Source organism: Rhodococcus sp. NPDC003318, from assembly GCF_042879035.1.
Taxonomy (GTDB): domain Bacteria; phylum Actinomycetota; class Actinomycetes; order Mycobacteriales; family Mycobacteriaceae; genus Rhodococcus_G.
Map to the genome: position 1 here is coordinate 987,443 of NZ_JBIAOU010000001.1, position 17,215 is coordinate 1,004,657.

General features: G+C 71.0%; 17 protein-coding genes. 2 read left to right on the plus strand and 15 right to left on the minus strand.

The window, feature by feature from the left end:
- Positions 1 to 17: 17 nt before the first annotated feature.
- The 3 genes from lepA to ACFYVR_RS04420 form a co-directional block, all read right to left on the minus strand.
- Entirely contained in the window at positions 18 to 1,832 is a 1,815-nt protein-coding gene (gene lepA / locus ACFYVR_RS04410; RefSeq protein WP_387470360.1) for a translation elongation factor 4, read from the minus strand.
- A 140-nt stretch (positions 1,833 to 1,972) separates the two neighbouring features.
- Positions 1,973 to 2,839: an SGNH/GDSL hydrolase family protein gene (locus ACFYVR_RS04415; RefSeq protein ID WP_387469961.1), complete on the minus strand. Its 867-nt coding sequence runs from the start codon at positions 2,837 to 2,839 to the stop codon at positions 1,973 to 1,975.
- Positions 2,840 to 2,902: 63 nt separating this feature from the next.
- A complete protein-coding gene (locus tag ACFYVR_RS04420; protein ID WP_387469963.1) occupies positions 2,903 to 3,763 on the minus strand; it encodes an SGNH/GDSL hydrolase family protein in 861 nt (286 codons plus the stop codon).
- Between the two features lie 156 nt (positions 3,764 to 3,919).
- On the opposite strand from ACFYVR_RS04420, the gene ACFYVR_RS04425 reads away from it, so the two are divergent.
- Entirely contained in the window at positions 3,920 to 4,468 is a 549-nt protein-coding gene (locus ACFYVR_RS04425; RefSeq protein ID WP_387469965.1) for a type II toxin-antitoxin system PemK/MazF family toxin, read from the plus strand.
- A 58-nt stretch (positions 4,469 to 4,526) separates the two neighbouring features.
- On the opposite strand, the gene ACFYVR_RS04430 is transcribed toward ACFYVR_RS04425, so the two are convergent.
- The 4 genes from ACFYVR_RS04430 to ACFYVR_RS04445 form a co-directional block, all read right to left on the minus strand.
- Positions 4,527 to 5,300, minus strand: a complete 774-nt coding sequence (locus ACFYVR_RS04430) for an aquaporin (protein ID WP_387469967.1) — start codon at positions 5,298 to 5,300, stop codon at positions 4,527 to 4,529.
- A gap of 70 nt (positions 5,301 to 5,370) precedes the next feature.
- Entirely contained in the window at positions 5,371 to 6,213 is an 843-nt protein-coding gene (locus ACFYVR_RS04435; protein ID WP_387469969.1) for a transglutaminase domain-containing protein, read from the minus strand.
- Positions 6,210 to 7,214 carry an alpha-E domain-containing protein gene (locus tag ACFYVR_RS04440; RefSeq protein WP_387469971.1) on the minus strand — a complete coding sequence of 335 codons (1,005 nt, stop codon included), beginning with the start codon at positions 7,212 to 7,214 and terminating at the stop codon, positions 6,210 to 6,212. Before ACFYVR_RS04440 ends, ACFYVR_RS04435 begins: the two co-directional genes overlap by 4 nt.
- The gene (locus ACFYVR_RS04445) at positions 7,201 to 8,835 is read right to left on the minus strand and encodes a circularly permuted type 2 ATP-grasp protein (protein ID WP_387469973.1); all 1,635 of its coding nucleotides are present in this window, start codon (positions 8,833 to 8,835) and stop codon (positions 7,201 to 7,203) included. Before ACFYVR_RS04445 ends, ACFYVR_RS04440 begins: the two co-directional genes overlap by 14 nt.
- A gap of 217 nt (positions 8,836 to 9,052) precedes the next feature.
- On the opposite strand from ACFYVR_RS04445, the gene rpsT reads away from it, so the two are divergent.
- Positions 9,053 to 9,313, plus strand: a complete 261-nt coding sequence (rpsT, locus tag ACFYVR_RS04450; protein ID WP_387469975.1) for a 30S ribosomal protein S20 — start codon at positions 9,053 to 9,055, stop codon at positions 9,311 to 9,313.
- A 103-nt stretch (positions 9,314 to 9,416) separates the two neighbouring features.
- On the opposite strand, the gene holA is transcribed toward rpsT, so the two are convergent.
- The 8 genes from holA to nadD all read right to left on the minus strand — a co-directional run bounded on the left by holA (position 9,417) and on the right by nadD (position 17,214).
- On the minus strand, positions 9,417 to 10,379 hold the full coding sequence (gene holA / locus ACFYVR_RS04455) for a DNA polymerase III subunit delta (protein WP_387469977.1): 963 nt from the start codon (positions 10,377 to 10,379) through the stop codon (positions 9,417 to 9,419).
- Positions 10,376 to 12,724, minus strand: a complete 2,349-nt coding sequence (locus ACFYVR_RS04460; protein ID WP_387469979.1) for a DNA internalization-related competence protein ComEC/Rec2 — start codon at positions 12,722 to 12,724, stop codon at positions 10,376 to 10,378. Before ACFYVR_RS04460 ends, holA begins: the two co-directional genes overlap by 4 nt.
- A complete protein-coding gene (locus ACFYVR_RS04465; protein ID WP_387469981.1) occupies positions 12,721 to 13,572 on the minus strand; it encodes a ComEA family DNA-binding protein in 852 nt (283 codons plus the stop codon). Before ACFYVR_RS04465 ends, ACFYVR_RS04460 begins: the two co-directional genes overlap by 4 nt.
- A gap of 88 nt (positions 13,573 to 13,660) precedes the next feature.
- The gene (locus ACFYVR_RS04470) at positions 13,661 to 14,551 is read right to left on the minus strand and encodes a DegV family protein (RefSeq protein WP_387469983.1); all 891 of its coding nucleotides are present in this window, start codon (positions 14,549 to 14,551) and stop codon (positions 13,661 to 13,663) included.
- A 5-nt stretch (positions 14,552 to 14,556) separates the two neighbouring features.
- Complete coding sequence (octT, locus tag ACFYVR_RS04475) at positions 14,557 to 15,333, minus strand: diglucosylglycerate octanoyltransferase (protein ID WP_387469985.1); 777 nt, start codon at positions 15,331 to 15,333, stop codon at positions 14,557 to 14,559.
- Positions 15,323 to 15,973 (minus strand): histidine phosphatase family protein, encoded by a 651-nt coding sequence (locus ACFYVR_RS04480; RefSeq protein WP_387469987.1) that lies wholly within the window; start codon positions 15,971 to 15,973, stop codon positions 15,323 to 15,325. Before ACFYVR_RS04480 ends, octT begins: the two co-directional genes overlap by 11 nt.
- Positions 15,970 to 16,461 (minus strand): ribosome silencing factor, encoded by a 492-nt coding sequence (gene rsfS / locus ACFYVR_RS04485; RefSeq protein WP_387469989.1) that lies wholly within the window; start codon positions 16,459 to 16,461, stop codon positions 15,970 to 15,972. The genes ACFYVR_RS04480 and rsfS overlap by 4 nt, the downstream gene beginning before the upstream one ends.
- On the minus strand, positions 16,462 to 17,214 hold the full coding sequence (nadD, locus tag ACFYVR_RS04490; protein WP_387469991.1) for a nicotinate-nucleotide adenylyltransferase: 753 nt from the start codon (positions 17,212 to 17,214) through the stop codon (positions 16,462 to 16,464).
- Position 17,215: the final 1 nt, after the last annotated feature.

Here is a 17,215-nt window from a genome sequence, read left to right on the forward strand (position 1 = left end):
TCACGGGCGCGGAGCGCCTACTTCTTCGGCTTGTCCGCCACCGACTCGTTCGACAGCGCCGCGACGAAGGCCTCCTGCGGGACCTCGACCCGGCCGATGGTCTTCATCCGCTTCTTGCCTTCCTTCTGCTTCTCGAGCAGTTTGCGCTTCCGGCTGATGTCGCCGCCGTAGCACTTCGCGAGCACGTCCTTACGGATCGCCCGAATGTTCTCGCGCGCAATGATCTTCGAGCCGATCGCCGCCTGGATGGGCACCTCGAACTGCTGACGCGGGATGAGCTCGCGCAGCTTGGTGGTCATCTTGTTGCCGTAGGCGAACGCGGCATCCTTGTGCACGATCGCGCTGAACGCGTCGACGGCCTCACCCTGCAGCAGGATGTCGACCTTCACCAACGCGGCCTGCTGCTCGCCGGCCTCCTCGTAGTCGAGGCTGGCGTAGCCCTTGGTCCGCGACTTGAGCGCGTCGAAGAAGTCGAACATGATCTCGCCCATCGGCAGGGTGTAGCGCAGCTCCACCCGCGTCTCCGACAGGTAGTCCATGCCTCCGAGTTCGCCGCGCCGGCTCTGGCACAGTTCCATGATCGCGCCGGTGTACTCGCTCGGCGCGATGACGGTGCACTTGGCCATCGGCTCGTACACCTCCCGCACCTTGCCCTCGGGCCAGTACGACGGGTTGGTCACCTCGTGCTCGGAGCCGTCCTCCATGATCACGCGGTACACGACGTTCGGCGCGGTGGAGATGAGGTCGAGCCCGAACTCCCGCTCGAGCCGGTCGCGGGTGATCTCCATGTGCAGCAGACCGAGGAAGCCGCAGCGGAAACCGAAGCCGAGCGCCACGGACGTCTCCGGCTCGTAGGCCAGCGCGGCGTCGTTGAGACGCAGCTTGTCCAGCGCGTCGCGCAGCACCGGGTAGTCGGAGCCGTCCATCGGGTACAGACCGGAGTAGACCATCGGCTTGGGATCGCGGTAGCCGGTCAACGGCTCCTCGGCGCCGTTGCGGAAGGTGGTCACGGTGTCGCCGACCCGGGACTGGCGGACGTCCTTGACGCCGGTGATGAGGTAGCCGACCTCGCCGACGCCGAGGCCGACGGTGGCCTTGGGTTCGGGCGAGATGATGCCGACCTCGAGCAGTTCGTGGGTGGTGCCGGTCGACATCATGGTGATCTTCTCGCGGGGACGGATCTTGCCGTCCACGACGCGCACGTAGGTGACGACGCCGCGGTAGGCGTCGTAGACCGAGTCGAAGATCATCGCGCGGGCCGGGCCGTCCGCGTCGCCGACCGGCGCCGGTACCTGCTTGACGACCTCGTCGAGCAACTCCTTGACGCCGACACCCGTCTTGCCGGACACCCGTAGCACGTCCTCCGGCTCGCAGCCGACGATGTGCGCGATCTCCGCGGCGTACTTGTCGGGGTCGGCGGCGGGCAGGTCGATCTTGTTGAGCACCGGGATGATGGTGAGGTCCTTCTCCATCGCCAGATACAGGTTCGCGAGGGTCTGCGCCTCGATGCCCTGGGCGGCGTCGACGAGCAGGACGGCGCCCTCGCACGCCTCGAGCGCGCGGGAGACCTCGTACGTGAAGTCGACGTGGCCGGGCGTGTCGATCAGGTGGAGGACGATCTCCTCCTTGCTGCCGTCCTCGTGCTCGACCATCCACGGCAGCCGCACGTTCTGCGCCTTGATCGTGATGCCACGCTCGCGCTCGATGTCCATCCGGTCGAGGTACTGGGCCCTCATCGCCCGCTCCTCGACGACACCGGTGAGCTGCAACATCCGGTCGGCCAGCGTCGACTTGCCGTGGTCGATGTGCGCGATGATGCAGAAGTTCCGGATCCGGGCCGGATCCGTGAACGTCGTGTCGGCGAACGTGCTGATGGCGGGCTCCTGAACTCGTCACTGGCGGCGGCCGCACCGGCCGCTGTCACCTATGCAGAATATGCCAGCGTCGGCTCCGCACCTTCCCCGGTGCGCGATCAGCGCCCCAGTTCGGCGGCGATCATGTCGGCGACGGCCTGCATCCCCCGCTCGTTGAAGTGTCCGGGCTGCGCCTCGGAGGTCGGGATCAGGCCCTCGAACCACTTGTCCTCGGGGGCGGCGCACGGGTCGTGGCCGCCGTCGACGGCCGCCCGCCCGACGTCGACGAACGTCGCGTCGTACCGCTGCGCGGCGTCCCGGTATATCTGGTTGAACCGGTCGAAGTAGGTGACCAGCCACTGCGCGTCGGCGTCGGAGTACGGCACGGACGGCCAGCAGCCCCGATTCCCGATCGCGCCGCCGTGACCGACGATCACGATATTCGCGTTCGGGGCCTCGGCCCGGATCGCGCCGACGACGCGGTCCACCTTGGGTCCCGCTGCGGCGATGCCCGAGACCGCCTGCTCCTCGACCACCGGGTTGTCGCGGCAGTCCCGATCGGTGTCGGGGGTCAGGGCGGCGCAGCCCTCGCGGGTGATCACGACGTGGTTCGATCCGACGCCGCCGATGCTGAGGGTGACGAGGTCGGTGTCGGGACCGACGGCATCGATCTGGGGTGGGGACACCGTCGGACCGAGCCGTTGCGGGGTGTCGACGATGTTCTCGGTGCGGGCGGCGATGCAGGTGACGTCGGTGAAGGAGGCGACGTCGATCATCCGGGCCAGTTTCGCGGCGTAGTTCTGATCCGATCGCATGCAGAAGTCGCGATGCGACGCGGGGTCGATGAACGGCCCGGCGGCGCGCGAGTCGCCGAGCGCCACGTAGTGCAGTCCGCCGGCCACCGGGTCGGAGGGTACGGCCGCCGTCGCGACCGCCGGCGACGAGGCGAGCACGGCCACCGCCGCCACCGCAGACCAGATGCGCACCGGCGCCACTCCCTTCCTCCGGCACCGGGGCGAGCGGCGATGCCCGCCCGGGCCTCGGCGACCCTATCGTGCGGTGATCGGGTCCGTGTCGACGTCCGCGACGACGCGGTCCGCGACCGCGGCCATCCCGGCATGGGTCAAGTGCAGGCGCTGTGCGTCCGACTCCGAGAACATTCCCTCGAACCAGCGGTCCTCGGGTGCCGCGCACGCGTCGTGCCCACCCGCGATCGCCGCGGTTGCGATGTCGATCACACGCACGCCCCGCGCGGCCGCCACCGCCGCGAACTCGGCGTTGTAGTCGGCGAAGTACCCGGAGAACCAGGCGGCGTCGGCATCGGACATCGGCACGTTCGGCCAGCATCCGCGGGTGCCGATGGCACCGCCCTCCCCGATCAGGTAGATCCGGGCGTGCGGTGCCCGCTCGGTCAGCGCGGCCAGCACCCGGTCCAGGCCGGCGGCGGCCCGGTCGATGCCCGACGCCGCGACCTTCCGGGTGAGCGGATCGTTCCGGCAACCGCGGTCGGTGCCCGGCCCGGGCGCGGCACACAGCGGCCCGAGCAGCAGATTGTTGGAGTCGTTGCCGCCGATCGACAGGGTGATCAGATCGGTGTCCGGGCGGACGGAGTCGAGTTGCACCGGCCACCGGGCGGGGATCAGCTGTGGCGTGTCGATGATGTTCTCCACCCGCGCCGCGCTGCAGGAGACGTCGGTGAACTCGGCGACGTCGAGTGCACGGGCGATCCTGCCCGCGTAGTTGTCGTACGACCGCGAGCAGTCGTCCGGGTACATCGGTTCCAGTCGCGGCCCCGAGGCCCGCGAGTCGCCGAGCGCGACGAAGACGAGCCCGTCCCCGGAATCGGCCGGTGGCGCCGCGACGCCTGCGGCCGCGGTTCCGGGGCCGGCGAGCACAACTGCGAGCGCCACCGCCGCCGTCGACACCGATCGCCTGAAAACCGACCACCCGGACGCTACGCCCACGAAACTGTCCTCCCGAGTTCTCCGTCGGCGCCGTTCGCCGAGCCGTGCGCTGGCATCATGCCGCACCGCCACCGCCCGTGGGGCACCGTTAGGTTGGGACCCATGGCATCGAGGTGGAGTCGGATCGGTCGGCAGCTCAGCGACATCGCGCTACGTGAGGGGCCGCGCCTGCTGAAGGAACTGCAGAGGTCCGGGGGGCTGTCCGGGCCCAGGTCGGAGAGCCCGGCGAAGCCGGTGCCGGCCGGGCGCCCGGCGTCGACCACCGCGGTCCCGACCGCCCACCGCGCGCGCACCGTGGAGTACGCGCCCGACCTCGACGGTCGAGCCGACCCCGGCGAGGTGGTGTGGACATGGGTGGCGTACGAGGAGGACCCGGGGCAGGGCAAGGACCGGCCGGTGCTGGTGGTCGGGCGCAACGGCGGCACCCTGCTCGGGTTGATGCTCTCGTCGAACGCCGACCGGGACGGGCAGCGGAACTGGATGGGCCTGGGCTCGGGCGCATGGGACGGTGAGCACCGGCCCAGCTGGATTCGACTCGATCGCGTGCTCGACGTGCCGGAGTCCGGGATCCGCCGGAAGGGCGCGATCCTCGAACGAGATCGCTTCGACCGGGTCGCGGCCCGGTTGCGTCGCGACTACAACTGGTCCTGACACGCCGATCGGGCGGCGGCCTGTCACGGCCACCGCCCGATCGTCGCCCGCTGCGGTGTCAGTCGTGCAGTCGGTCGTAGCGGCCGAACAGGGCTCGGTAGGCGAGCGCACCGAGCGCGCCGCCGATCAGGGGGAACACGATGAACGCCCAGACCTGGGCCGGCGCCCCGTCCTGGTACCACGCGACCGCGAAGCTGCGCGCCGGGTTGACCGAGGTGTTGTCGACCGGGATCGACATGACGTGGATCGCGGCCAGGGTGAAACCGATCGCGATCCCGGCCATCGGCACGTCCGAGATCTGGTCGGTCGCCGCGAGGACCACGAACACCAGCAGAGCCGTCAGCAGGATCTCGATGACGACCATCGCCCCGAACCCGTAGCCGTTCTGCAGGACACCGCCGAGCGGTCCCTCGATCGCGGACGGGCTGTGTTCACCCCATCCGTTCGCGCCGAGTCCGGAGACGGACCGGTTGTACGCGGGCAGGCTCTGGGCCACCGCGTAGAGCACTAGACCGGCGAGCAGACCGCCGACGACCTGCGCGACCACGTACAGCCCGGCCCGGGTGGCGTTGATTCGCCCGATCAGGAACTGGCCGAACGTCACCGCCGGGTTCACGTGACAGCCGGACACCGGCCCTATCGAATAGACCAGGAACAGCAGGGTGAGGCCGAATGCCAGTGCCACACCGAGGTTTCCGACCTTGTCGCCGGCCACGACCGCGGTGCCGACCGACACGAACACCAGTACGAACGTTCCGACCGCCTCGGCGATGTACTTCTTGACGTCCGAGATCGGTTCCTTCTCGACGAATTCCTGTGCCGTGGGAGACATGCGCCGCCTTTGCTCGAGGGTTCGATCACACAGTTCGATCACACAGTGAGGAAGGTCTCGGATTCGGACGCTACGCGAGGCGAATGATCTCCACAACGACATCGAGGTGTGTCGAGCCACCCCCGGAGAAGATCCCTTTCAGGGGCGACACGTCGGCGTAGTCCCGGCCGACGGCGACGGAGACGTGCTGCTCGTTCACCGGCGCCGCGTTGGTCGGGTCGTAGCCCCACCACGACCCGGTCCATGCCTGCACCCACGCGTGCGACTCGCCACCCACCGACTCCCCGATCGCCGCCTCGGGGTGCGGATGCAGGTATCCGGACATGTAGCGTGCCGGAATTCCCATGGTGCGCAACAGGAGCAGCGTCAGGTGGGCGTAGTCCTGGCAGACCCCGCGCCGGTCCTCCCACGCCTCGAGCGCCGAGGTGTGCACGCCGGTCGCGCCCCGCACATAGGACATCTCGTCGTGCACCCAGTTCGCCGCCGCGACCACGGCCTCGGCCGGCCGGTGCTCGCGGCGCAACCGGGCCGCCGTCTCCGCGAACAGGTCGCTCTCCGGGACATACGCAGTGCCGGAGAGGTATTCGCCGAACCGGTCGCGGACACCCTCATCCTCGAGCTGATCCCAGTCGACGGCGTCGTCGGGAATCGTGACCGCCTCGGTCTCGACCACCGACGTACCGGTGACGGACAGGGCGGTGTGCGGAGCGTGAAGGTCGAACGCCGTCACCGCACTGCCCCAGTAGTCCGTGTACCGGTAGGCACGAGTGACGGGAGTCGTCTCGACCCGGTTGTGGATGACGTTCTGCCTGCCGTCGCTGCGCGGCGTCAGCCGGGCCTCGTTGAACGACGACGTGACGGGCGCGTCGTACTCCAAACCGGTGGTGTGCACCACTCGCAGTCGCCAGGTCATCGGCCCCCCTCCACACCCGCGGACACACTCGCACCCGCGTCGGTCCACGCGACCCACGGAGCCGAGTGGAAGTACTGCTGCGCAATGACTTCGCCGAGTTCACGGCAGGTGTCCTGCAGGGCGAGCAGCCGCACCTGCAGGTCCTCCATCACCATTCCCGGTGGCAGGAACTCCAGCTCGCTGCGCGCCCGACCCAGGATGCGCTGCGCCTCGTCCCGGGTCCCGACACGACTGTGCGGCCGGGTGTCGAGCTGGTCGAGGCACAGTTCGGCCTGCCGGATCGCGTGGAACACCGACCTCGGGAACAACCGGTCGAGCAGGATGAACTCGACCACCCGGTGCGCGTCCAGTGCGCCGCGGTAGGTGCGCAGATAGGTGTCCTGGGCACCGGCCGACCGGAGCACCGTCACCCACGCGGGTGAACTGTTCCGGTCGCCGACTCGGGAGAGCAGCAGACGCACGATCATGTCGACGCGTTCGACCGAGCGACCGAGCAGCAGGAAGCGGTAGCCGTCGTCGCGGCTGAGGGTGGAGTCGGCCAGGCCGGCGAACATCGCGGCACGGGTCTCGACGTAACTGAAGAACTCGTGCGGGCCGAGTCGGCGTGAGGCCCGTTCGCGCTCGGCGAGCCCGTTGTACGTCGTGTTGAGGCACTCCCACATCTCGGTCGAGGTCACTTCCCGGGCACCGCGGGCGTTCTCCCGGGCACGGGACACCGAGTCGACGATCGAGCCGACCGCACCCGACGTTCCCGTGGCGCCACCGACCGGGTTCCGGTCGCGCCCGAAGGCGACCAGGTCCGTCAGCGACCAGACGTCGAGCGGCCCGGCGGGTGGGTCGATCCCGAGCACCCGCAACAGCAACCGGGACGAGCGGTCCGGGTCGACCGTGGAGTCCTCGAACAGTTGGTGCACCGCGACGTCGAGGATGCGGGCCGTGTCGTCGGCGCGCTCGACGTAGCGCCCGATCCAGTACAACGACTCCGCGTTACGCGCGAGCATCGGCGTTCCTCCCGTTCTGCTGCTGTTGCTGCTGTTGCTGCCCGGCGGACAGTTCCGGGCCGAGTTCGCTGTGCCGCGGTGGCACCGGCTCGCCGACCAGTTCGCCGCCACCGAGTTCGCGTTCGGTCTCGGTGACGCTGCTCGCGAGCACCCAGGTGTCCTTGCTGCCGCCGCCCTGGCTGGAATTGACGACGAGCGACCCTTCCGGCAGCGCGACCCGGGACAGCCCGCCGGGCAGCACCCACACGGAGTCCCCGTCGTTGACCGCGAACGGCCGCAGGTCGACGTGGCGCGGCGCGAGGACGTCGCCGACCTTCGTGGGGACGGTCGACAGCTGCACGACCGGCTGCGCGATCCAGCCACGGGGATCGGCGCGGATCTTGCCCGCGATCTCGGCCAGCTCGGCACGGCTCGCATCCGGCCCGAACACGATGCCGTATCCACCGGATCCCTCGACCGGTTTGATCACCAGCTCGGCCAGCCGGTCCAGCACCTGTTCGAGCTCGTCGGGCAGCCAGCACCGGTAGGTGTCGACGTTCGCCAGCAGCGGCTTCTCCCCGAGGTAGTACTCGATGATGGTCGGCACGTACGTGTAGACCAGCTTGTCGTCCCCGACCCCGTTGCCGATGGCGCTGGAGATGACGACGTTGCCGGCCCGCGCCGCGTTGAGCAGCCCGGCGACTCCGAGCACCGAGTCCGGCCGGAAGTGCATCGGGTCGAGGAAGTCGTCGTCGATGCGCCGGTAGATGACGTCGACCTGCCGCTCACCCTCCGTCGTGCGCATGTAGACGACATTGTCGCGGCAGAACAGGTCTCGGCCCTCGACGAGTTCGACGCCCATCTGCCGGGCGAGCAGGGAGTGCTCGAAGTACGCGGAGTTGTGGACACCGGGCGTGAGCACGACCACGGTCGGGTCGGCGGTGTTGACGGCGGCCGACGCCCGCAGCGCCCGCAGCAGGTGCGCCGAGTAGTCACCGACGGCCCGCACCCGATGTGAGGAGAACAGGTCCGGGAACACCCGGGCCATCGTGCGACGGTTCTCCATCACGTAGGAGACACCGGACGGCGAGCGCAGGTTGTCCTCGAGGACCCGGAACGTGCCCGCGGAGTCGCGGATGACGTCGATGCCCGCGACATGGATACGGACACCGTTTGGCGGAACGATGCCCGCGGCCTCGCGATGGAAGTGCTCGCAGGAGGTGACCAGGCGTTTCGGGATGACGCCGTCACGCAGGATCTCCTGGTCGCCGTAGATGTCGGCGAGGAACATCTCGAGCGCTCGGACGCGCTGGGTGATGCCGCGTTCGAGCCCGGCCCACTCCCGTTCGGCGATCACCCGCGGAACCAGGTCCAGGGGGAACGGCCGCTCCTGCCCGGACAGGGAGAAGGTGACGCCCTGATTGACGAAGGCGCGGGCCAGCGCGTCGGCACGGGCGGCGAGGTCGGCGGCGTCCGACGGTGCCAGTGCGGCGAGAATTCCCTCGTAGGGGGGACGAACGGCGCCGTCGGCGTCGAACATCTCGTCGTACGCGAGGGCGTAGCGACCGATGTCTGCGTAGCCGTCGAAGACGTCTCGTATCCCCGACGCCGGCGTCGGCGTCGTTGCGGTTCGGGCGTTCATCGGCCAATGTTCCCCCGGCAGTGGCAAACCAGCAGCGCACTCGGTAACGCCCAGGTGAGCACAATGAAACAAACATGTTTCACAGGACCTGCGGCGGGTTGCACGCACCGCCGGTTTGGGTCATCGCGGCCGCGACTGGTAGCCTGGTCAATCGGTGCCCAGGAGCACCCGAAGCTTTCTCAACCAGAAAATCAGCGAAGACGACAGGATTTTACGCGTGGCCAACATCAAGTCCCAGGTGAAGCGGATCCGCACCAACGAGCGTCAGCGACTGCGCAACCAGTCGGTGAAGTCCTCGCTGCGCACCGCCATCCGTTCCTTCCGCGAGGCAGCCGCCGCGGGCGACAAGGACAAGGCCAACGAGCTCCTCGTCTCCGCGAGCCGCAAGCTCGACAAGGCCGCCAGCAAGGGCGTCATCCACGCCAACCAGGCTGCCAACAAGAAGTCGGCGCTCGCGCTGGCCGCGAACAAGCTCTGACAGTGCCCATGTGACGGCACCGCCGTCGCTGGATGTCATCGCTGGAGACCGCCCTGTCCTCGACCGGGCGGTCTTTGCGTGTCCCGGGGCAGGCCCGCCGCTGTCAGCCGCGCAGCCCGGCGACCCGCCGGACCGCATACTCCACGGCGTGATCGGGATCGGCCGCGGCACCCTTGACGTCCGCGTTGAGCTGCGCGACGACCTCGAGTGCGGTGCCGAGCGTCTCCGGGCTCCAGCCGCGCGCCTGCCCCTGCGCCTTCTTCACCTTCCACGGGGCCATGCCGAGGCCGGACGCCATCCGGAACGGGTCTCCGCGGCCGGCCGAGTCCACCCGGGCGATGGTGTGGACGGCATCGGCGAGCGCGTCGGCCAGCAGGACGTGCGGTACCCCCCGCAGCATCGCCCACCTCAGCGCCTCCATGGCGCCCGCCCGGTCCCCCGCGACGGCCAACTCGGCGACGTCGAACCCGGACACCTCGGCCTTGCCCGAGTAGTACCGCTGCACGGCCGCGGTGTCGATCCGGCCGCCGGTGTCGGCCGCCAGCTGCGAGCACGCCGCCGCCAGCTCCCGCAGGTCCGACCCGACCGCGTCGAGAACCACCTGGATCACCTCCGGGGACACCCGCACCCCCGCGGCCCGGAACTCGCCACGAACGAAGTCGACCCGCTCACCCGGCTTGGTCAGCTTGGCGCACTCGTGCACCTGCGCACCGGACTTCTGGAGCGCACCGACCATCGCCTTGGCTCGACCGCCACCGGAGTGCAGCACCACGAGGGTGAAACCCTCGGGAGGGGCGGCGGCGGCGTCGAGAACCAACGTCACCGCGTCCTTACCCGCTTCGGCGGCCGCCTCGAGCACGATCACCTTGTCCTCCGCGAACAGTGACGGGCTCAGCAGTTCCGCCAGTTCGGCGGCGCTGGTGTCACCCGCGCGCAAGCGGTTCACCGGGACGTCGGCGGGATTGTCGGACGCCGCACGCACGTCCGCGACGATGGACGCGACGGCGCGTTCGACGAGTAGTTCCTCGTCTCCGAGGACGAGGTGCAACTGCGCGGGGGTGCTCACCGGACGATCGTCCCACGCCGCACCGTCACCGCCACACCCCCGCCGCCCGACCGGCTGACCGCGATGTCGCCGTCCCGGTCGGTGCGCGCCACCGTCGCGCCCATGTCCTCGAGAGCACTCAGGATCCGGGGGTGGGGGTGGCCGAATGTGTTGTCCGATCCGACCGACACGATCACCAACCGGGCCCCGACCGCCCGGAGGAACTCGGGTGTGGTGGTGCGCGACCCGTGATGCGGCAGCTTCAGGATGTCCGCGGCGACCGGCGCCCCGTCCCGCATCAGGTCCCGTTGACCGTCGGCCTCGACGTCCCCGGTCAGCAGGATGCGTCCGGCGTCGGTGTCGACGGACATCACCAGCGACTGGTCGTTGGCGGCGTCGTCGCCGGACGCCGGGTCGCGGGGTGCGGGCAGTGTCGGGCCGAGCACCCGCAGCGTCAGTGATCCCGCCGAGAGGACCTGGCCCGCCGTCGCCTCGACGACCGGCACTCCGGCCGCCGAGGCCTGGTCCCGGACCTGACGGGCAGCCTGCGCAGGCAGCTGCATCGGCCCGGTGACGATGCGGCCCACCGCACGCCCGCGCAGCACGCCGGGCAGCCCGCCGATGTGGTCGGCGTGCAGATGGGTGAGCACCACCGCCGCGACCGAGGTCACCCCGAGGCGGTCCAGGCAGTCGTCGACCGGTCCGGGCTGCGGACCCGCGTCGACGACGACGACCTCGGCACCGGCGTTGAGCACGAGCGCGTCACCCTGTCCGACGTCGCAGGCGACGAGGACCCAGTTGCGGGCCGGCCAACCTGGCCACAGCACCCGGATCGGCACCCACACGACGGCCAGACCCAGCACGACGGCGATCAGGAGCACCCGCGGTCGCGGCAACGCGACCGCGACGATCAGGACCACCGACACGGCGGCGGCGAGCCCGAAACCGGCCGCCCCCGACGGCACCGTGATCGTCGCACCGGGTACTCCGGCGGACTCGCGGGCCACCCACAACAGCCACGACAGCGGTGGGCCGGTGGCCCGGGCGGCGAGCGCGCCGAGCGGCACCCAGACCACCGCCGCGGCCGCGGCGATCGCGCCGAGCACGGTGATCGGCGCGATCACCGGGGCGACCGCGAGGTTGGCGGCGACGGCGACGGTGCTGACCGACCCCGACATCGCCGCGACGATCGGCGCGGTCGCGACCTGCGCGACCACGGCCACCGCGACGGCATCCGCGACCATCCGGGGCCATCCGCGCCGCTGCAGCCACGCAGTGGTGCGCGGCACGGCCACCACCAGCGCTGCCGTGGCGACCACCGACAGCGCGAAGCCGAAGCTGACGGCCAGCGACGGAGACAGCACGAGCAGCACGATCACAGCGGCACCGAGTGCGGGCATGGCCTGCCTGCGCCGGCCGACCACCATCGCCAGCAACACCACCGCTCCCATCGCCGCGGCCCGCAGCACGCTCGGCGACGGCCGGGCGAGGACCACGAAACCGGCCAGCGCGAGGGCGGCGATCACGGCGGACACTCCCGGACCCAGTGCCACGGCGCGGGTCAGCAGCAGGACGGCGCCGAGCAGGATCGTGACGTTGGCCCCGGAGACCGCGGTCAGGTGGCTGAGCCCGGCCGAGGTGAAGTCGTCGGTCACGAGCTGCGGCAGCGCGGAGGTGTCGCCGACGACGAGGCCGGGCAGCAGACCAGCGGCGTCGGGCGGCAGTGCCCGCGCGGCGGCCTCGGCGAACCGGTCCCGCACGTGGCCGGCCGCTCGTTGCGGTGCACTCGGCTCCTCGACCCGGCGGGGCGGTCCGGTCGCCCGGATCACCGCGACGGTCAGGTCGTGGCGATCCGGCTCGCTCACCGCGCCGCGCACCTGCACCCGCTGCCCGGGCAGCAGTGTGCGCCACCCCTCGGCCGGGGCGAACACCAGCACGGTCCCCCCGACCCGCACCGCGGAATCGCCCTCACCGATCGCGTGCACCGTGGCCCGCACCGTCACCGTGTCCCCGCCGGGTGCTCGCACGGGCCTGGGATCGTCGGTGGTGTCCACGGTGAGCGTGACGTGGTGGCCGCGGAGCGCGGCCAGCGGGTGCGTCGCGACCGCATGTTGCCGCACCGCGGCGGCCCCCGCGAATCCCGATCCGACCAGCATCGCGGCCGCGAGCGCCCCCGCGACGGCGGTCCGGCGGGTGCCGCGGAGCGCGACCACGACCGCGACCACCGCGGCGGCGAGTGCCAGGACCGCCAGCCACGACGCGGCCCGCCAGCCGACGCCGACGCCCACCGCGGTCGCGACCCAGCACCCCGCGGCGGACGGCAGCAGCCGCAGGTCGAGGGTGCGCGGCGGGTGCCGGCTGCTCACCCGACCGACACGAGGTCGCGCAGTTTGTCCAGCCGGCCTGGGCCGATGCCGTCCACCTCGCCGAGCTGCTCGACGTCGGAGAAGGTGCCGTTGGCCGTGCGCCACGCCACGATCGAGGCGGCGGTCACGGGCCCGACACCGGGCAGTGCGTCGAGTTGCTCGGCGGTCGCGGTGTTCAGATTCACCTTCCCGCCGGGCGACGCGCCACCCGTGGCGCCGGCCTGCCCGGACCCGACGGTGGCGCTGCCGGCGACCGGGGCCGCGCCGGGCGGCGGCGCCACCCCGACCAGCACCTGGTCGCCGTCGGCGAGCTTCCGGGCCAGGTTGAGCCCGAGTACGTCGGCACCGTCGCGGGTACCCCCGGCGGCGGCCAGCGCATCCGCGACCCGGGAACCCGCGGGCAGGTGCACGAGGCCGTTGACGTGGACGAGCCCGACGACGCTGACCACGATCTCGTCGGTGCGGGGAGGTGCGGGGACGGGCGCGGACGTCTCCCCCCGGGCCGCCGTGACGGCCACCGGTTCCGGTCGGGTGGTCACGACTCCAGGCAGCGGCTCGACGGCCGCCGCGACGGGACGGTCCCGCCACGCCGCGACGGCACCGATTCCGGCCGCGACGAGCGCGACCACGGCCAGTGCCAGGACGCCGCGCCGTCCCAGCGCGAATCGGATGCGTGGATGCTCGGGATCCGGCGCGTCGTCGTGGAGCCACCCGGGTTGGTCGTCGTCCCGGTCCCCGGTCGTGCGGTCCGCGAGATCCGCGTGCTGCGGGCCGGACGGTTCGCCACCTCGGGTGACGACGTCGAGTCGTCGCCGGATCTGCTCGCGTATCTCGTCGGTGCTGCCCATGCCCCGACGCTAGGACCACGCCCGCCCCCGACCGGCCGGGCGACCTGCGGAAGCCTGCCGGCCTGTGGATGGATTCGAGCCCTGTGGACTACTCGTCGACGTCGAGTTCCACGACCGGGTCGGCCACGGCGTCCGCGGTGGCACCTGCGCCGCCGGGTACTACGAGCACGCCGATCGCGCCGGGCCCGACGTGGCTGCCGATGACCGGGCCGAGTTCCGACACGACGAACTCGCTCGCTCCGGGCAGCCGAGTGCGCAGGGCCGCGGCGACCTCGTCTGCGTGTGCGGCCGCACCGACGTGGTGCACCGCGACCGCGACATCCCCCGCACCTGCGAGTTCGGCGGCGCCGTCGACGAGTTTGGCCAGGGCCTTGGTCGTGGTGCGGGTCTTCTCCTTGAGGACCAGTTTGCCGTCCACGAGGTGCAGCACCGGTTTCATCGCGAGCGCGGTGCCGAGCAGTGCGGCAGCGGTCCCTATCCGGCCGCCGCGGCGTAGGTGGTCGAGCCGGTCGACCATGATCAGGACGCGACCGCGGTCGGCGACGTCGACGGCCCGCTCGTACACGGCGCGCAGACCGCCCCCGGCGCGCGCGAGCCGGGCCGCGGCGAGCGCCGCGTAGCCCAGCGCCATTGCGGTGGACTGGGAGTCGACGATCCGGACCTTCTCCCCCAGCGACTGCGCGGCCTGGCGACCCGCTTCCCAGGTGGCGGACAACTGCCGGGAGATGTGCAGGGCGACGACGCCGTCGCCGCCGCTGTCGGCCAGTGCCTGCTCGTACACCGACGTCAGCTCTCCGGGCGAGGCACCGGAGGTGGTGGCGCCGTCCCCGGTGAACAGGTCGGTGGGCATCGGGTCGACACCCTCGCGCAGGTCCCGACCGTCGACGAGAACGTGCAGCGGCACCACCCGGATACCGAGTTGTTCGGCGAGTTCCGGGTCGAGGCAGGCCGAGGAGTCGGTGACGACGACAACTGGCATGAGGACTACCCCGAACCCTCGAGCGCGGTCTCGGACCGTGTCGAGACGAGCGCCGCGCGAATCGTGGCGAGCATCGCCTCGGCGACGGCGACGTGCCCGTCCCAGCCCCAGTGGATGCCGTCGGGGTTGGCGTCGTCGGAGTAGATGTTCGGACGCACCGCCTGGGCGAGGTCCACGAGCGGTACCCCGGTCTCGGCGCTCCACGCCTCCAGTGCCCGCACGGCAGCGGGTCGCCCCGCGTGCACCCGCCCGTAGGCGTCGCACAGGTGGATGGACGGCAGCGACGCGATCACCGGCAACTCGGGGCGCATGTACGCCAGGGACTTCCGGCTCTCCTCGAGGTAGTCGACGCTCAGCTTCGGCGGCAGCGCGACCGGCCAGCCGAGCGGCGCGAGCCGCGGCTGCAGCCACTGGTAGGCCTCGCGGACCCGGCGGCGCAGGGCCGGCGGACGCACGTATCGCAACTGCTCGCGCAGCGCGGTCGGCAGCGGGGACGGCAACGAGTCCATCCCGCCGACGGCGAACACCACCGCCCCGGCCTTCGGGACGGTCGCCCACACCCGGGGATCCTGGATCAGCGCCCAGTAGGCGTCGCGGCAGGTCCATCCGATGCGCGCGACCAGTTCGACGTTCCAGCCCAGTTCGGCGCCGACGAGGGTCGGCCAGATTCGCGGGTGGTCGGCGGGCAGGCCGCCTTCCGGACCGAAGTAGGCCAGGGAGTCGGCGATCACCAGCAGCGTCGGGCGATCGGCACCTGCGGCCGTGACCGCGTCAGAGGACATCGCCGGCCACCGCAGCGGAGGCGTTCCAGACGTCCAGACGCCAGGACACCGCGTCCGGGTCACCGTGCCCGCTCAACTGCACCCAGCTGGTGTTGCCGAGTCCGCCGAACACCGGCCAGCGGTCCACCGGAAGGTCCAGCAGTGCCGCGGTCAGGGCGGCGATCAGTCCGCCGTGCGCGACCAGGACGACCGGGGTCTCCTCCCATTCGGCGCGATCTGCGAGCAGTTCCTGCACGACCGGCACCGCGCGGCGGGCCACGTCGATGCGGCTCTCGCCGCCGGGCGGGGTCCAGGACGCGTCCGCGCGCCACGCCGCGCGGGCACCCGGGTCACTCGCGTCGACCTCGAGGTGCGTCAGGCCCTGCCACTGCCCCAGGTGCGTTTCCCGCAGGCGTTCGTCGGTGGCGACCGTCAGCCCGGCACGTTCGCCGAGTGCGGTGGCGGTGTCGAGCGCCCGGCGCAGGTCCGAACTGACGATCAGGGCGGGTTCCCGGTCGGCGAGCACCCGGGCGACGGTCTTGGCCTGCACCCGGCCCAGTTCGGACAGGTCGGTGTCGAGCTGCCCCTGCATCCGGTCGCTCGCGTTGTACTCCGTCTGACCGTGCCGCAGCAGGATCAGCCGCCGTCCGGGCGGTGTCACCGCCCGGACCCCGGCTCGTCGAGGTCTGCGGCATCCAGATCCGCGGCCTCGATGTCGGGGTCGAGGTCGGCAACGTACTCGTCCGCGACCTCGCCGTCGGAGTCGGCACCCCACTCGGTGCTCCGCGCCTCGATGCCGGCGACGGGGACGACCGGGCAGTCCTTCCACAGCCGCTCGAGGCCGTAGAAGTTGCGCTCGTCGTCGTGCTGGACGTGCACGACGAGGTCCACGTAGTCGAGCAGTGCCCAGCGGCCCTCGCGGGTGCCCTCCTTGCGGACCGGCTTGTGACCGGCCTCGCGCAGCTTGTCCTCGATGTTCTCCACCACCGAGTTGACCTGACGTTCGTTGGACGCGGACGCGATCACGAAGCAGTCGGTGATCACCAGCTGTTCGGACACGTCGAGGACCACGACGTCGTTGGCCAACTTCTCGTCGGCGGCGAGCGCGGCGATCCGCGACATCTCGAGGGCTTCGGCGGATGCGGTCACTTAGGTGTTCTCCCGGTTCTGGGTTGGGCTGGAGCTGTGGGATTGGCTGTTGTGGTGCTGTGGTGCCGGTCCCGACACCGTGACCGCTCCGTCGAGGCGCTGCGCGCCCCGTGGTCGATACAGGTTGCGCTTGGAGATGTACTGCACCACCCCGTCCGGCACGAGATACCAGACGGGACGGTTCTCGCTGGCCCGCAGGCGGCAGTCCGTCGAGGAGATCGCCAGCGCGGGGATCTCGACCAGGGTCAGTGCGTCGGCGGGCTGGTCGGCGAGGTGCTCGGCCAGGTGGTCGGTGCCGAGTTCGTATCCGGGTCTGCTGACTCCGACGAACTTGGCGAGTTCGAACATCTCCTCCCAATTCTGCCAGGAGAGGATCGTCTCGAGTGCGTCGGCGCCGGTGATGAAGTACAGGTCTGCGTCCGGATGCTGCGCGCGCAGGTCACGCAGGGTGTCGACGGTGTACGTGGCCTTGTGCCGGTCCACATCGACGCGGCTGACCGAGAAGCTGGGGTTCGAGGCGGTCGCGATGACCGTCATCAGGTAGCGGTCCTCGGCGGAGCTGACGTTCTTCCCGACCTTCTGCCAGGGCTGGCCGGTCGGCACGAAGATGACCTCGTCGAGCCCGAAGCGGTCGGCGACCTCGCTGGCCGCGACGAGGTGACCGTGGTGGATCGGGTCGAACGTGCCGCCCATCACGCCCAGCCGGCGTCGCCGCACGGACGCTCCCGCACCCGTCTTGTCTCCCTTGTGCACG

What these genes read in the sequence shown, in the direction of transcription:
- ACFYVR_RS04425 (WP_387469965.1), top strand. Translation starts at nt 3,920, where the DNA reads ATGGCATCGAGGTGGAGTCGGATCGGTCGGCAGCTCAGCGACATCGCG.
- ACFYVR_RS04430 (WP_387469967.1), bottom strand. Translation starts at nt 5,300, where the DNA reads ATGTCTCCCACGGCACAGGAATTCGTCGAGAAGGAACCGATCTCGGAC.
- ACFYVR_RS04435 (WP_387469969.1), bottom strand. Translation starts at nt 6,213, where the DNA reads ATGACCTGGCGACTGCGAGTGGTGCACACCACCGGTTTGGAGTACGAC.
- ACFYVR_RS04440 (WP_387469971.1), bottom strand. Translation starts at nt 7,214, where the DNA reads ATGCTCGCGCGTAACGCGGAGTCGTTGTACTGGATCGGGCGCTACGTC.
- ACFYVR_RS04445 (WP_387469973.1), bottom strand. Translation starts at nt 8,835, where the DNA reads ATGAACGCCCGAACCGCAACGACGCCGACGCCGGCGTCGGGGATACGA.
- ACFYVR_RS04465 (WP_387469981.1), bottom strand. Translation starts at nt 13,572, where the DNA reads ATGGGCAGCACCGACGAGATACGCGAGCAGATCCGGCGACGACTCGAC.
- ACFYVR_RS04470 (WP_387469983.1), bottom strand. Translation starts at nt 14,551, where the DNA reads ATGCCAGTTGTCGTCGTCACCGACTCCTCGGCCTGCCTCGACCCGGAA.
- octT (WP_387469985.1), bottom strand. Translation starts at nt 15,333, where the DNA reads ATGTCCTCTGACGCGGTCACGGCCGCAGGTGCCGATCGCCCGACGCTG.